The 14312-nt window shown below is 70.9% G+C and carries 10 protein-coding genes, 1 tRNA gene and 1 pseudogene; 6 read left to right on the top strand and 6 right to left on the bottom strand.

Going from position 1 to position 14312, the window contains the following annotated elements; translation table 11 throughout:
* The first annotated feature begins 10 nt into the window (after positions 1-10).
* Together GA0074696_RS04350 and GA0074696_RS04345 are read left to right on the top strand one after the other, a co-directional pair.
* The gene (locus GA0074696_RS04350; RefSeq protein WP_088959891.1) at positions 11-988 is read left to right on the top strand and encodes an ArsA-related P-loop ATPase; all 978 of its coding nucleotides are present in this window, start codon (positions 11-13) and stop codon (positions 986-988) included.
* Between the two features lie 54 nt (positions 989-1042).
* Positions 1043-2194, top strand: a complete 1152-nt coding sequence (locus GA0074696_RS04345; RefSeq protein ID WP_172894164.1) for an ArsA family ATPase — start codon at positions 1043-1045, stop codon at positions 2192-2194.
* A gap of 6 nt (positions 2195-2200) precedes the next feature.
* Here the strand turns inward: GA0074696_RS04345 and GA0074696_RS04340 are convergent, their stop codons facing one another.
* On the bottom strand, positions 2201-2521 hold the full coding sequence (locus GA0074696_RS04340) for a WhiB family transcriptional regulator (RefSeq protein WP_088959889.1): 321 nt from the start codon (positions 2519-2521) through the stop codon (positions 2201-2203).
* Between the two features lie 403 nt (positions 2522-2924).
* Here GA0074696_RS04340 and GA0074696_RS04335 point away from each other — a divergent pair, with 403 nt between their 5' ends.
* Positions 2925-5366, top strand: a complete 2442-nt coding sequence (locus tag GA0074696_RS04335; RefSeq protein ID WP_088959888.1) for a penicillin-binding protein — start codon at positions 2925-2927, stop codon at positions 5364-5366.
* 62 nt (positions 5367-5428) lie between these two features.
* Here the strand turns inward: GA0074696_RS04335 and GA0074696_RS04330 are convergent, their stop codons facing one another.
* Positions 5429-5884 carry a GatB/YqeY domain-containing protein gene (locus tag GA0074696_RS04330; RefSeq protein WP_088959887.1) on the bottom strand — a complete coding sequence of 152 codons (456 nt, stop codon included), beginning with the start codon at positions 5882-5884 and terminating at the stop codon, positions 5429-5431.
* 25 nt (positions 5885-5909) lie between these two features.
* Here GA0074696_RS04330 and GA0074696_RS04325 point away from each other — a divergent pair, with 25 nt between their 5' ends.
* Together GA0074696_RS04325 and GA0074696_RS04320 are read left to right on the top strand one after the other, a co-directional pair.
* Positions 5910-6803: a metallophosphoesterase gene (locus tag GA0074696_RS04325; protein WP_088959886.1), complete on the top strand. Its 894-nt coding sequence runs from the start codon at positions 5910-5912 to the stop codon at positions 6801-6803.
* An 87-nt stretch (positions 6804-6890) separates the two neighbouring features.
* Positions 6891-6967: transfer RNA gene (locus GA0074696_RS04320), tRNA-Pro, on the top strand.
* 119 nt (positions 6968-7086) lie between these two features.
* Here GA0074696_RS04320 and GA0074696_RS04315 read toward each other — a convergent pair.
* Complete coding sequence (locus tag GA0074696_RS04315; protein ID WP_088959885.1) at positions 7087-8313, bottom strand: epoxide hydrolase family protein; 1227 nt, start codon at positions 8311-8313, stop codon at positions 7087-7089.
* 385 nt (positions 8314-8698) lie between these two features.
* Between GA0074696_RS04315 and GA0074696_RS04310 the strand changes: the two genes are divergently transcribed.
* Entirely contained in the window at positions 8699-9046 is a 348-nt protein-coding gene (locus GA0074696_RS04310; RefSeq protein ID WP_088959884.1) for a DoxX family protein, read from the top strand.
* Between the two features lie 77 nt (positions 9047-9123).
* On the opposite strand, the gene GA0074696_RS04305 is transcribed toward GA0074696_RS04310, so the two are convergent.
* The 3 genes and pseudogenes from GA0074696_RS04305 to GA0074696_RS04295 all read right to left on the bottom strand — a co-directional run bounded on the left by GA0074696_RS04305 (position 9124) and on the right by GA0074696_RS04295 (position 14277).
* Positions 9124-10563, bottom strand: coding sequence for a PKD domain-containing protein (locus GA0074696_RS04305; RefSeq protein ID WP_088959883.1), 1440 nt, complete (start codon positions 10561-10563; stop codon positions 9124-9126).
* Positions 10564-11023: 460 nt separating this feature from the next.
* A pseudogene (locus GA0074696_RS31645) lies at positions 11024-11470 on the bottom strand (SRPBCC family protein); the annotation flags it as partial.
* Between the two features lie 158 nt (positions 11471-11628).
* Positions 11629-14277: a right-handed parallel beta-helix repeat-containing protein gene (locus GA0074696_RS04295; protein WP_157745819.1), complete on the bottom strand. Its 2649-nt coding sequence runs from the start codon at positions 14275-14277 to the stop codon at positions 11629-11631.
* Positions 14278-14312 lie beyond the last annotated feature (35 nt).

Raw genomic sequence — 14312 nt, 5'->3', positions numbered from 1 at the left:
GGCTCGACGGGTGCGAGCAGCAGAGCGGCCGGCCGACCCGGCCTCCACCGGATGGCCGGCCCGCCTGCACGTGGTCACCGGCAAGGGCGGTACCGGCAAGACCAGCGTCGCGGCGGCCCTGGCGCTGGCCCTGGCCGACGGCGGCCGGCGCACCCTGCTGGTCGAGGTCGAGGGGCGGCAGGGCATCGCCCAGCTCTTCGGCACCGACCCGCTGCCGTACGAGGAGCGGCACCTCACCGACGCTCCCGGTGGCGGCGAGGTACGGGCCCTGGCGGTGGACGCCGAGGAGGCCCTGCTGGAGTACCTCGACATGTTCTACAAGCTCGGTGCGGCCGGCCGGGCGCTGCGCAAGCTCGGCGCCATCGACTTCGCCACCACCATCGCGCCGGGGCTGCGGGACGTGCTGCTCACCGGCAAGGTGAAGGAGGCGACCACCCGCACCACCGGCCAGCGCCGGGCGTACGACGCGGTGGTGCTGGACGCGCCGCCGACCGGGCGGATCGGCCGCTTCCTCAACGTCACCGCGGAGACCGCCCGGCTGGCGAAGGTCGGCCCGATCAAGACCCAGAGCGAGGGGGTCGCCGCGCTGCTGCGCTCCCCGATCACCGCGGTGCACGTGGTCACGCTGCTCGAGGAGATGCCGGTCCAGGAGACGGTCGACGCGATCGCCGAGCTGAACCAGTTGGGCTTCCCGGTGGGGCGGGTGATCGTGAACGGCGCCCGACCGCCGGTGCCGGCCGGGCGTGAGGTCACCCAGGCCGAGCTGAAGCGGGGCCTGCTCGCCGCCGGGCTGCCGGCCGACCGGGCCACCGTGGCCGGGCTGGCCGGCGAGGCCCGGGACCAGCAGATCCGGCGCGATCTGGAGGACTCCCTCCGGACGGACCTGGTGGAGCTGGGGCTGCCCCTGACCGAGCTGCCGCTGCTCCCCGACGGGGTGGACCGGGCGGGGCTGGATCGGCTCGCCGAACTCCTCGGCCGGGCGGATTGACTCACACCTGACCTCGGCACGGGCGCACGGACCCCACCGGCCCGATACGCTCGATTGGTGCCTTCCGAAGACGCGGCGCCACGGCTGAACCTCGACCAGATCCTCGCCGATCCCGGCGTGCGGATCGTCGTGTGCTGCGGCGCCGGCGGTGTGGGTAAGACGACCACGGCCGCCGCGCTCGCCCTACGGGCGGCCGAGCGGCACGGCCGGCGGACGGTGGTGCTCACCATCGACCCGGCCCGCCGGCTGGCCCAGTCGCTCGGCCTGACCGAGCTGGACAACACACCCCGCCAGGTCAAGGGGCTCGACGTCGAGGCCAGCGGCGGCGAGCTGCACGCCATGATGCTGGACATGAAGCGCACCTTCGACGACGTGGTGCTCCAGCACACCGATCCGGCCAAGGCGGCGGAAATCTTCGCCAACCCCTTCTACCAGGCCATGAGCTCGACCTTCGCCGGCACGCAGGAGTACATGGCGATGGAGAAGCTGGGCCAGCTGCACGCCCGCGGCGAGTGGGACCTGATCGTGGTGGACACCCCGCCGTCCCGCTCGGCGCTGGACTTCCTGGACGCCCCGGCCCGGCTCTCCCGCTTCCTCGACGGGCGGATGCTGCGGCTGCTGCTGGCGCCGGCGCGCAGCGGGGGGCGGAGCATGTTCAGCCTCGTCACCGCCAGCTTCGGGATGTTCTCGAAGGTGGTGCAGAAGGTGCTCGGCGCGCAGCTGATCACCGACCTCTCCGGCTTCGTCGCCGCGCTGGACTCGATGTTCGGCGGCTTCCGGCAGCGGGCGGAGCAGACGTACCGCATCCTGCAGGCCCGGGAAACGGCCTTCCTGCTGGTCGCGGCGCCGGAGCCGGACGCGGTCCGGGAGGCGGCCTACTTCGCCGGCCGGCTGCGCGAGGAGCGGATGCCGCTGGCCGGCCTGGTGCTCAACCGGGTGCACCGGCCGGCAGTACCCGACCTGGGCGCGGCCGAGAGCGTCGCCGCCGCGGGGCGGCTGGCGGAGCTGGGCGGGCACGACGCGACCGTCGACGTGCTGCGGGCGCACGCCGCGCTGGCCCAGCAGGCGGTACGCGAACAGCAGGTGGCGACCCGGTTCACCGAGGCGTTCCCGACGGTGCCGGCGGTGTCGGTGACGGCGCAGCCCGCCGACGTACACGACGTCGACGGGCTGCGGACGATCGGCGCGGCGATCAGCCGGCCGTGACCGGCGTCAGCCGGCGGCGGTGACCAGGACCTTGTCCTTGCCGGTCTTGTCCTTGGCGTTCTTCTTCATCGCGGCCTCGAACATCTTGCGCCAGCTCGTCACCTGCGGGTGCCGGCGCAGCAGCGCCCGGCGTTCGCGTTCGGTCATGCCACCCCACACCCCGAACTCGATCCGGTTGTCGAGCGCGTCGGCCAGGCACTCGTACCGAACTGGGCAGCTCCGGCAGATCCTCTTCGCCACGTTCTGTTCGGCGCCCTGTACGAACAACGCGTCCGGGTCCCCGTTCTGACACGCCGCCAGTGACGGCCAGTCAGTGATCATGCCCATGTGTACACGTCCCCCCTTGCAGTACCTACCGACCTCGTGCGACCAGCCGTGATGTCCCCCCGGTCGTCCGGCCCGTTCCTTCCCCAAGGAGGCACGGACGACGTGTGGCCCTGTCGCGCCACCATCATGCTCTGTAGTCGCCTGATTACGCAACGTTGTCGGCGAAATCCATCATTCCGGACACTCCCGGCTTCCCGGGCCTTCGCCCGCCGCTTACCCGGCCCGGGTACGTGAAAACGCTGCGGGGGCTCCACCGTTCGGTGGAGACTCGCGGCAGGTCACACGCAACCACGTACCGGGGGTCGTGCGTTTAGCACAACGAGGTCGGCGCGCGCAGGAAATGGGGAAAGAACGCCCCAGCGCCCCTCGTTCCCTACTCGCGTACCCTGTCGAGGTGACCTGGATGCGGAAACGTGACCACAATGTCTTCACCAACGCCGCATCGCTGCTTGTCTGTGGCCTGCTCGCCGGCGTGGTGGTCGCGGCGGCGGCTTTCCCCGCGGTGGCGATGTCCGGCTTGGCCGCGAAGGCCGGCGCCGAGACCTTCGGCGCGTTGCCGAAGGAGCTGACCGTGGCCCGCGCGCCGCAGATCAGCTACCTGCTCGCCTCCGACGGCAAGACACCGCTGGCGACCATGTACGACGAGAACCGGCGGGACGTGAAGCTGGCCGACATCGCGCCGGTCATGCCGAAGGCGATCATCGCCGCCGAGGACCACGACTTCTACAAGCACAACGGCGTCGACCTCAACGGCGTCGCCCGTGCCTTCGTCAACAACCAGTCCGGCACCAACTCCCAGCAGGGCGCCTCGACGCTGACGATGCAGTACGTCCGGCTGGCCATCGCCTACTCGGCGACCCACCCGGCCGACGTGGTCGCGGCGACCGAGGACACCAGCGCCCGCAAGCTGCGCGAGATGCGCTACGCGATCCAGATCGACAAGGAGTTCTCCAAGGACGAGATCCTGGAGCGCTACCTGAACATCGCGTCGTTCGGCAACGGCGCGTACGGCGTCTACGCCGCCAGCCAGGTCTACTTCGGCAAGCCGCCGAGCAAGCTGAAGATCGAGGAAGCGGCGATGCTGGCCGGCATGGTCAAGGCGCCGACCACCAACGACCCGACCACCCGTAGCGGCCGCCCGCTCGCCCTCGACCGGCGCAACTACGTGATCGACAACATGGTCAAGATCGGTGCCATCACCCAGCCGGAGGCCGACGCCGCCAAGGCTGCCCCGATGGTGGTGAAGGACAAGCGAACCCCGAACGGCTGCGTCTCCACCAACGAGAAGGGCTGGGGCTTCTTCTGCGACTACTTCTACCGCTGGTGGATGCAGCAGGGGACGTTCGGCTCGACCACGTACGACCGGGAGCGGCGGCTCAAGAGCGGCGGCTACACCATCGTCACCACCCTCGACGCGCAGGCGCAGCGGGGTGCGGACCGGGCGGTGCGCAAGGCCAAGAAGGAGACCGCCAAGGAGGCCGCCATGGTCGCCGTGGTGGAGCCGGGCACCGGTCGGGTCCGGGCGCTCGCGGTGAACCGGTCCTTCAAGATCGACGATCCGAAGAACCCGAAGAACAAGATCTCCAGCGACCCGGCGAAGGCGAAGAAGAAGATCCGGGGCAACTACCCGGCCACGGTGAACCCGCTGCTCACCGGCGGTCAGGGCATCACCGGCTACCAGGCGGGCTCGACCTTCAAGATCTTCACCATCGTCGCCGCCCTGGAGAAGGGCATCCCGCTCAGCTACACCATCAACGCGCAGGCGAAGTTCAAGTCGGAATACATCATCGACAGCAGCTCCCCGGCCGCCTGCCCGGGCACGCACTTCTACTGCCCGACCAACTCGACCGGCAAGGCCGGCGGCGTGCTGAACATGTGGAGCGCCTTCTCCCAGTCGATCAACACCTACTTCGTCCCGCTCCAGCAGCAGGTCGGGGGGGAGAACGTGGTCGACGTGGCGAAGCGCCTCGGCATCCAGTTCCGGGCCGCCAACGACGCCAAGTTCGCCGGCACCAAGGACGCGGCGCACCAGTGGGGCGCGTTCACCCTGGGCGTCTCGCAGACCACCCCGCTGGAGCTGGCCAACGCGTACGCGACCCTCGCCGCGGACGGCAAGTACTGCGAGCCGATCCCGGTGCAGGAGATCAGGGACCCGGAGGGCAACAAGCTCGACATCGCCAACCCGCGCTGCGAGAAGCGGGTCAGCACCGAGGTGGCCCGGGCCGCCGTGGACGCCGCCCGCTGCCCGGTCGGTGACAACTCCTCCACCAGCAAGTGCGGCAACAGCCGTACCGCCCGCCAGGTCAAGACGATCGTCAACGCGCCGGTGGCCGGCAAGTCCGGCACCACCGACTCGGAGAAGACCGCCGCCCTGGTCGCGATGACCAAGCAGTACGCGGTCGCCGGCATCATGGCCGACCCGGACTGGCCGCAGACCAACGTCAAGATGAAGCACAACGAGCCCGACGGCATCAACCCGCCGGTCTGGGAGACGCTGCGGGACGCGATGAAGGGCAAGGAGCGGATCAACTTCGAGCCGCCCGGCAAGAAGATCTCCGAGGGCGACCAGCGCTCCATCCCCAGCGTGACCTGCCAGGACCTGGACGCCGCCAAGTCCCGGATCAACGGGGCCGGCTTCGAGGCGGTCGTCTCGGACGTCAAGGTCGCGTCGAGCTGCCCGGCGGGCAAGGCCGCCGGCACCAGCCCGGAGGGCCGGACCATCAAGGGCGGCGTGGTCACCATCCAGGTGAGCAGTGGCGGCGGCACCCCGCCCGGGACGACCACGGGCCCCGGCGGCACCGCCACCCCGCCGACAACGGGCCGACCTCCTCGGCCCCGCGGCTGACCTCCGCACGAACGACGGGCGGGCACCCTTTCGAGGGTGCCCGCCCGTTTCGCGTACGTGGGTCAGAGGCCGAGCTGTCGGCGTACCTCGGCGGCCACCCGGCCCCCCTCGGCCTGGCCGGCCACCGCGGCCTGGGCCGCCTTCATGGCCGGGCCCATCTGCGCCTTGCCGGTGAAGCCGCCGGCCGCGAGCGCCCCCGCGACCAGCTCGGCCAGCTCGTCGTCGGAGAGCTGCTTGGGCAGGTAGCGGTCCAGCACCTCGCCCTCGGCGGTCTCCTTGGCGGCCTGCTCACCCCGGCCGGCCTCGGCGAAGGCGGTGGCGGCCTCGCGCCGCTTCTTCGCCTCCTTGGTCAGCACCGCGAGCACCTCGTCGTCGGTGAGCTCGCGCTTGGCCTTGCCGGCGACCTCGGCGGTGCCGACGGCCGCGAGGGCCATCCGCAGGGTGGAGGTGGTCAGCTCGTCGCGCGCCTTGAGAGCGGCGCGCATGTCGGCAGTGAGGCGGTCCTTCAGCGTGCTCATGGACGGTCAAACTACCCTGAACGGCATGCGAAAGCGCACACTATTCCGCCTTGCCGCCGGAACCGTCGCCGCGGGCGCGGCCACCCTGGCGTACGCGTCGCTCATCGAGCGCAACATGTTCACCCTGCGGCGGTACGACGTGCCGGTGCTGCCGGCCGACGCGGAGCCGCTGCGCGTGCTGCACCTGTCGGACCTGCACATGATGCCCGACCAGGCACGCAAGCAGCAGTGGGTGGCGTCGCTGGCCGCCCTCGACCCGGACCTGGTGGTGGTCACCGGCGACAACATGGCCCACCCCGACGCCGTCGGAGGAGTGCTGCGGGCCCTGCAACCGCTGCTCGACTACCCGGGCGCCTTCGTCTTCGGGTCGAACGACTACACCGGGCCGGTCTGGAAGAACCCGTTCACCTACTTCCTGCCCGACCGGGAGTACACCGAGGGCGTCGAGCTGCCGCACGAGGAACTGCGGGACGTGTTCACCGCGGCCGGCTGGGCGGACCTCAACAACGCCCGGACGTCGGTGAAGGCCGGCGGCCGCCTGGTGGAGCTGGTCGGCGTGGACGACCCGCACATCGAGCGGGACGACTACGACGCCGTCGCCGGGCCGGTCGCCGCCGCAGCCGACCTCGGGATCGCGCTCGCACACTCCCCCGAGCCGCCGGTGCTGGACCGGATGGCCGCGGACGGCTTCAGCCTGCTGCTCGCCGGGCACACCCACGGCGGCCAGGTCTGCGTGCCCGGCTACGGGGCACTGGTGACCAACTGCGGGCTGCCCCGCTCGATGGCGCGCGGGCTGCACCGCTGGCCCGGCTCGGACTCCTGGCTGCACGTCTCCGCCGGCCTGGGCACCCACCCCACCGCTCCGGTGCGGTTCGCCTGCCCGCCGGAGGCGAGCGTGCTGACGCTCATCCCGCGCTGAGCCCCCGGCGCCTGCGCCCCGGGCCGGGCCCAGGGGGTACCGAGTTTGACCACCGGACCGGGTGGGCTACTATTTGTCGGCACGCCTCGGGGTGTGGCGCAGCTTGGTAGCGCGCTTCGTTCGGGACGAAGAGGTCGTCGGTTCGAATCCGGCCACCCCGACCAGAGGTAAGCAAAGATCAAGGCCCCTCCACGGAGGGGCCTTGATCCGTTCCTGGGGCGCACTGCTCGGTCGGAGGCAGCCGGCTACCGGGGAGGGTCTCCGTGCCTGCGGACCCGGTCGGCTAGCGGAGCGACCGGAAGGCGGTGCGCAGCTCTTCGGACAGGAGCTGTGGCTGTTCCCAGGCCGCGAAGTGCCCGCCCTTGTCGAGCTTGTTGTAGTGGATGAGATTGGGATACGCCTGCTCCGCCCAACTTCTCGGGGTCTCGTAGAGCTCACACGGGAAGACGCTCACGGCAACCGGGACGGAAACCCCCTTGGCGGCGAAGAAGGAGAGCTTGTTCTCCCAGTAGAGGCGAGCCGCGGACAGTCCCGTGTTGGTCAGCCAGAACAGCGTGATGTTGTCGAGGACGTCGTCCCGCGTGATGCCCACGGATTTCCCGGCGAAGGCCTGGCAGATCAGCTCCAGGCTGGCCGCGTCATGGTCGATCATGTAGCTCGCCAGCGCGATGGGCGAATCCGCGAATCCGGTCAGCGTCTCCGTGCGCGCCCCCATCATGAGGGCGTAGGCCGAGTGCTTCCAGAAGAAGTCGAGCTGCTCGCACGTCCGCTTCTCCTCGTCGGAGAGGTTGGACGGCAGCGAGGCCAGCGGGTTGGCGGCTCCGGTGACACCGGTCTGGAGCAGCGTGTCGATGTCGGGCGGAATCGCACCGGGCATGTTGGTGTGAATGCCGAGCAGTTCCGGCGGCGCCTGCAGACCGATGAGGTCCGTGATGAGCGCGCCCCAGTCGCCGCCCTGGGCGACGAATCGCGTGTAGCCGAGGCGCTTCATCAACTCGATCCAGGCGCGTGCGATGTGCTCCGCGTCCCAGCCGGGCGTGGTCGGCTTGCCCGAGAAGCCGTAGCCGGGCATTGACGGGATCACCAGGTGGAAGGCGTCCGACGCGTCCGCGCCGTGTGCCGTCGGGTCGGTGAGCGGGCCGATGATCTTCAGTTGCTCGATGATCGAGCCCGGCCACCCGTGCGTGACGATGAGCGGCAGCGCGTCCTCGTGCTTCGACCGGATGTGGAGGAAGTGGATGTCGAGCCCGTCGATCTCGGTGATGAAATTCGGTAGGGCGTTCAGCCGCGCCTCGACCTTGCGCCAGTCGTACTCCTTCTCCCAGTAGCGGGCGAGCGCCTGGCTGGTCTCGAGCGGTACGCCCTGGGACTGATCGGAGACGGTCTGCTTCTCGGGCCAGCGGGTGGCCGCGATACGCGCACGCAGGGCCTTCAGGTCCGCCTCGGGCATCTCTATCGTGAACGGCCGAATCTCTGCGGTCCTCGTTCGCGCTTCGGTCTTGACAGCCATGTGGCCACCTTCCGTTCGAGGTGATGAGAGGTCGAGCGGGAACCTTCTGCCCTCGTACCGCGACACGGCAAGCCACCCGGCTCCTGCCTCGCGGGCGCATTTCGGTGCCGGCACTACCCGACTTGTGGCAGGTCGCAAAGGCGCGCGGCCCATCTGCCCAGAGCGTAGAACGCCTCTTTACGGGTCGCGGGCCATACAACCGATCCCGCCCGGCGCTGCGGGCCGAGTCCGCCCGAGTGTCCGAATACCGGTGCTGCGGCGCTGATCCGTGGCGTTCCTGGACGCCGGTCACACCGCCGGTCACAACCGGGCGCGGCCCGGTGTCAGTGCGGTGAGGAACCCCGGACGACCCGCCCGGGTGAGCCCACACCGAGGAGAGCTCCTGATGTCCACCGCGCACGTCGTCGTGACCCTGCTGGCCGCCGCCATGGTCGGCTTCTCCGCCGCCTCCGTCTTCCTCCGCGCCCCGTGGGTCGTGCAGCCGCTGGCCGACTACGGCGTACCCCGCTCGTGGTGGCCCTGGCTCGGCACCGCCAAGGCCGCCGGCGCGGCGGGACTGGTGGCCGGCCTGTTCGTGCCGGTTGTCGGCGTGCTGGCCGGGATCGGCCTGGTGCTCTACTTCACCGGTGCCGTCGTCACCGTGCTCCGGGCGCGCTCGTACTCGCACATCCCGTTCCCCCTGCTGTACGCGGCGCCGGTGGTCGGCTCCCTGGCGCTGGTGCTCGCCGCCTGACAGGGGCACGGTCCGCCCGGGGACGGCCCCGGACGGTACGGGCGCACTGCGACCGACCGTCCGGGACCGTTGATGGCTCAGCTGACCTTGATCGGGGTCGATAGCAGCTCATTGTCCGCCGGGAGCGCCTCCCGGTTCTGGACCAGCTCGGCCACCGCCCGGAACGTGATCTTCCCGGCGGCCTGGTCGTCGGCCGTGACCGTGTAGGAGAACGAGAAGGCCGTGGTCTTGCCCGCCGCCTTCACCGGGACCGGCTGCGTGGAGGTGCCGACCTGCACGTAGCCCGAGGGGCTGCTCCGGTAGAGGCGGACGGTGACGTTCTCGTCGTACCGGGTGTTCTGGACGTTGACGGTGACGCCGACGGTTTGCCCGACCCGGGCGGTCGACGGCACGGTCAGTCGGACAATCGACACGTCGTGGGTACGGACCGCGATCACCTCGGAGGCCGACGCGCTCCGCCCGTCGACCGTCCGCACCGTCAGCCGGACGGTGTAGTCGCCGTCGGCGCTGAACCGGTGGCTCGGGTAGGTCGCGGTCGACGTCGAGCCGTCACCGAAGTCCCAGGCGTAGGAGGCGATGCCCAGGCCGGCCGGGTCGTGGACCGAGGGGTAGAAGGGGACGGTGTCGAACGAATTGTGGTCGACCCCGGCGTAGTAGAAGTCGACCGTGGGGTCCGGCGCGACCTCCAGCCGGAAGGTGACCTGCTCGGCGAAGTCCGCCCCGGTCCGGAACAGGTACGTCGTGCCGGCCTGCGCCTCGAAGGTCACCGGGGCGTAGCCGTAGAGGGGCCGGCAGAACACCTCGGACAGGTTGCTCAGCGAACTCCCCGTGTAGACGGCGATACCGGGATAGTCCGGAGCGGTGCTGGCCATGACCGTGCGGGTGGTCGTCGGCGTGTACGAGTACCACACCGTACGGGTGGAGTTGAAGCAGGACGAGGACTCGGCGGGCTCCGCGGTGGCCGTGCTGAGGTCCTGGACGTTCGAGTACGGCAGTGCGCCGACCGGCAGCGCGTCGGCGAAATTGTCGTTGACCGCCGGCTGGATCTCGGTGACGGTGAAGTGCAGCGAACCCCCACCCGTGCCGCCGTCACCGCAGCAGGACCCGACCATGAAGTGGTAGGTGGTCCCCGCCGTGACCACGAAGCCGACCTGTGACTGCGTGCCGTTGGTGTCGTCGTTGCAGGCCACCCGGGTGAACGAGCCCTGCTCCCCCGTCCAGGCGGAGAGCACGGTGTCGTAGTCGCTGCCGAAGGTGTCGGCCTGGATCCGGGTGTCGGTGGTCGGCGTGTAGCTGAACCACACCGAGCCGTTGTTGGAGCAGCCGGTCGGGTCCGTCCCGTCCGACGTGGCGCCGCTGGTGTCGAGAGTCATGCTGTACGGCAGGCTTCCCACCCGCGTGGCGGCGGTGAAGTCGTCGTTGCCGGGTGCGGCGACGGCGGCGGTCGGTACCGCGACCAGCAGGGCGATCACCCCCGTGAACGCGACGACGAGCCGTGCGATGTGGCGTCTGACCATTGAATCCTCCTGGGCCCCGTATCCCACATGGATGTGACCGTCCGACCGTAGGACGCCGGGCGCAGCGCCATAGTTAAATGGATCACTGGTTTTGGTTAAGGGGCACAGGCGCGGGGCCCGGCGGTCCGACCGGGTGGTCGGTCCGCCGGGCCCCGCAGGGGGTACGTCAGAGCGGGCGGTTCGGCTCGCTGACCGGGCCACCGGGGTACGTGGTGGCGGCCGGGTCGGGCACGACCTCGACGTCGGTCACCAGGTGATCGGTCTCGCTGGTGGTGGTCCGCGTCCGGTCCTCGTCGTCGCCCGTGCGGTGCTTGGCGGCGGCGATCCCGGCGGCGGCAGCGGCACCCGCGGCGGCGGCACCGGCCGCGACCGCGGTGCCGGAGACACCGGCCTTGCCGCTGTCACCCTGGGACGGCGCCGCGTGCGCGACGCCCGGCGTGCCCACGCCGTGCCCCTCGCCGACCGAGCCGCGCCAGGCGCCGGTCTCGGCGCCCCGGGACTCGATAAAGCTCTTGAACTTCTCCAGGTCGGACTCGGCCTGCTTCTCGACGATGTTCAGCTTGTCGCCGGTCTTCTCGACCAGCCCCTCCGGCTCGTACTCCAGGTGCAGCCGGACCATGGTGCGGCCCGCGCCCACCGGCTGGAAGTAGACCGCGCCGGCGTTGGTCGCGCCCTCGGTCGCCGCCCAGGCGACCTTCTGGTCGGGCACCTGCTCCAGGACCCTGGCGTCCCACTCGCGCTTGACGCCGGCGATCTGGGCGACCCAGCGCATCCGCTGGTCGTCCAGCTGGCGCACCTCCTGCACGCCGCCCATGAAACGGGGGAACTCCTCGAACTGCGTCCACTGGTTGTAGGCGGTGCTGACCGGGACGTCGACTTCGATCGACTTCTCGACCACGGTGGTCATGGCAATCCTCCTCGTTCCGGTCGACCTCCCTCCACGCGGGAGGGAGCAGCGTTTTCTCGTCCACCAGAATCCCTACCCACCGCCGGACGGCTGAACCGGAAAATGCCGGAGCCGGCGACTTCCCGCTGGTCACGGGGGGTCGCCGGCTCCGGGGGAGGTCAGGACAGGGGGGCGATGAAGAAGCCCGCCTGGTCCACGATCAGCTCCGTGCCACCGTTGCTGTTGTGGTAAACGGCGATCTCTCCGCCGGTGCCCGCCCGGACGACCGCCATGTTCGCGGCCGTCTCACCGGCGACGAAGTTGACGTTCGAGGCGGTGGGCGACGCGGCCCCGGTACGCGGGTACGCGGTGAGGACGCCCGGCGCGCTCGGCCGGGTGGCGGTCATGTTGAACACGGCCGCGGTGGGCGTGGCACACGTCGCCGGGCACGCCGTCTGGACGTACCAGGGCAGGAAGCCGACCTTCTCGTACGGCTGGAGCGGACCGCCGTACCCCCGGCCGTCGAGGCCGATGCTCGCCCGGGTGTCCACGATCCGGTACGGGTCCAGCGGCACGTAGCCGTCGACGGCGCCCGAGGCGGCGGAGCCGTAGTAGCCGGCCAGGTCGGCGATCACGTGCGTGGTGCCCGAGCTGGCGTTGTGGATGCTGACCTTTCCAGCGACGACGGGCACGGTCACCAGGTTGGGGATGGTCTGCCCGGTGACGAAGTTCAGGTTCGACGCCACCGGCACGGCCGAGCCCGCCGGGAAGACCTTCAGCACCCCGTTCGCCGTCGGCCTGGTCACCGTGACGTTGAGGATCGCCGCCGTCGCGCCGGCCGGCAGCTTGCCGGAGAGGTCCACCTGCCGGGTGGTGTTGGCGGGGAACGGCCCGGCGGTGCCGGCGCGGGTGTCCAGCATCCGGGTGGGCGCCAGGGTCCGCAGACCACTGCCCTTGGCGCCGTACCAGCCCTGGAGGTCGGCGACGACGTGCACGGTGCCGCTGCCGGTGTTGCGGATGCGCAGCTTGCCGTTGGACATCGGCACGGTGACCAGGTTCGGCACCGTCTCCTTCGGCACGAAGTTGACGTTCGAGGCGTCCGGCAGCTTGACTCCGTCCGGGTAAACGGTCAGGAACCCGGCGCTGGTCGGCTGGGTCGCGGTGACGTTCAGCACGACCGCCGTGATGTCCGCCGCCGGCACCCCGCCGATCCCGGGAATCGCGAGCACGACCTCCGAGTTGCCGGGCACCGGCGTCCGGGTGGCCACGCCGACCGCCGCCCGGGTGTCCAGCACCCGGGTCGGGGCGACCGGCTGGTACAGCGAGCCGACCACGGTGAACAGCGGGCCCACCGAGGCGTTGCCGGCGCGCGACTTCGTGCTGAGGTCGGCCGCGCGGAAGCCGATGAAGTCGACCCGGGCGTTCATGACGACGCTGCCCGCCCGGCGGAACGTGTGCCGCAGCGACCCCGCGGTCCCGACCCGCCAGTACCGGTCACCGGTGAACTTGAACGCCACCGAGCCGCCCGGCCCGTCCGTCGGGTACTCGTACGTCGGCACGGCGGTGGCCTCCGTGTCGAGGAACCCGCCCCCGAGCACCCGACGGAAGCCGGTCGCGCCGACCTTGCCCTGCCCGACCCACTCCACCGCGCCGCGGTCGTGGTACCCGTTGCCGGTGCCGGTGTTCGGCACGTGCGGCAGGTTGGCGTGCGGGTTGCCCAGCAGGTCGGTCCGGAGCACACCGGGCGCGTCAGCGTCAGCGCTGTCCAGGCCGGGTGAGCCGCTCTCGAGCTCCCACCAGCCGCGAGACTGGCCGCGCCGGTCGAGCAGCACCGGGTCGAGGATGTCGTGCCCGCCCTGCCCGGTGGCGGCCCGGAACGCGTCGAGGGTCTCGTGGGTGGTGCCGCCCCACCGGTACGGCACACCGCCGCTGCGGGAGCCGATCAGGTTGTGGTCGGACGTCGACCCGGCGGACGACTCCGGCGAGACGGAGATCGCGGTGGCCCGCGACGGGGCGTCGCAGGGCTGCGGGTCGTACTCGGGGCCGCCCGCGGTCTGGACGACGTTGTTGTGCAGCCGGACGCCCGGCGAGACGCCGGCCACCTGGATCGCCACGTCGCACTCCGTGACGACGGTGTTTCCGGTGACCACCGTGCCCGGCGCGTCGGTGACGTCGATCCGGGCGTCCTCCAAGGCGTTGCCGGTGAGCACCGTCCCCGTCACCCCCGGCTCGACCGCCACGCCCGCCGCGCCGCCGAGGCCGCGCAGCCAGGACCGGCGCACCGTGACGTCGCTGGACCCGCCGGTGAGCCGGACCAGCGCCGGGGCCTCGAACGGGTTGAAGACCCCCAGCCCGTCCAGAGTGATCCGGGCGGAGCGGTCGACCACGACGGTGCTGCTGCTGCCCCCGGTGCTGGTGAGGAAGCCCTCCAGGACGACGTCGTGCACGCCGACCAGGCGGAAGATCGTGTCGGTGAGGGTGTAGTGGTAGCCGACACGAACCTCGCCGTCGGGGCTGTTCACGGCCCGGTAGGTGATCGGCGCGTCCACGGTGCCGGACCGGTCGAAGGTCACCGTCTCCCGGTAGTCGCCCGGCTGCACCAGGACCGTCTGGCCCGGCTGCGCCACGGCGGCCGCGGCACCGATGGTGCAGTACGGCTTCTCCGTGCTGCCGTCGGCGTCCGGCGTGCAGTCCTTGTTGTTGACGTACACCTCGCCAGCCGACGCGGACGCCTGGGTGACGGCCGTCGCGGGCGACGCCGGCCCGATCAGGCCGAGGCTCGCGACCACCGGTATGAGCGCAAGCTGCGCCAGTCCACGTTTTCTCATCAACTGCCCCGTGACGTGTCGAATGTGTGCCGCGG

Source organism: Micromonospora purpureochromogenes (genome assembly GCF_900091515.1).
In the GTDB taxonomy this organism is placed as follows: domain Bacteria; phylum Actinomycetota; class Actinomycetes; order Mycobacteriales; family Micromonosporaceae; genus Micromonospora; species Micromonospora purpureochromogenes.
The sequence above is the reverse complement of the archived record's forward strand: the minus strand, read 5'-3'. Positions and strand labels throughout refer to the sequence as shown.

Excerpts from the sequence above, each read along its gene's own strand:
- GA0074696_RS04325 (WP_088959886.1), top strand. The coding sequence starts at position 5,910 with ATGCGAAAGCGCACACTATTCCGCCTTGCCGCCGGAACCGTCGCCGCG.
- GA0074696_RS04305 (WP_088959883.1), bottom strand. The coding sequence starts at position 10,563 with ATGGTCAGACGCCACATCGCACGGCTCGTCGTCGCGTTCACGGGGGTG.
- GA0074696_RS04340 (WP_088959889.1), bottom strand. The coding sequence starts at position 2,521 with ATGGGCATGATCACTGACTGGCCGTCACTGGCGGCGTGTCAGAACGGG.
- GA0074696_RS04335 (WP_088959888.1), top strand. The coding sequence starts at position 2,925 with ATGCGGAAACGTGACCACAATGTCTTCACCAACGCCGCATCGCTGCTT.
- GA0074696_RS04315 (WP_088959885.1), bottom strand. The coding sequence starts at position 8,313 with ATGGCTGTCAAGACCGAAGCGCGAACGAGGACCGCAGAGATTCGGCCG.
- GA0074696_RS04310 (WP_088959884.1), top strand. The coding sequence starts at position 8,699 with ATGTCCACCGCGCACGTCGTCGTGACCCTGCTGGCCGCCGCCATGGTC.
- GA0074696_RS04330 (WP_088959887.1), bottom strand. The coding sequence starts at position 5,884 with ATGAGCACGCTGAAGGACCGCCTCACTGCCGACATGCGCGCCGCTCTC.
- GA0074696_RS04295 (WP_157745819.1), bottom strand. The coding sequence starts at position 14,277 with ATGAGAAAACGTGGACTGGCGCAGCTTGCGCTCATACCGGTGGTCGCG.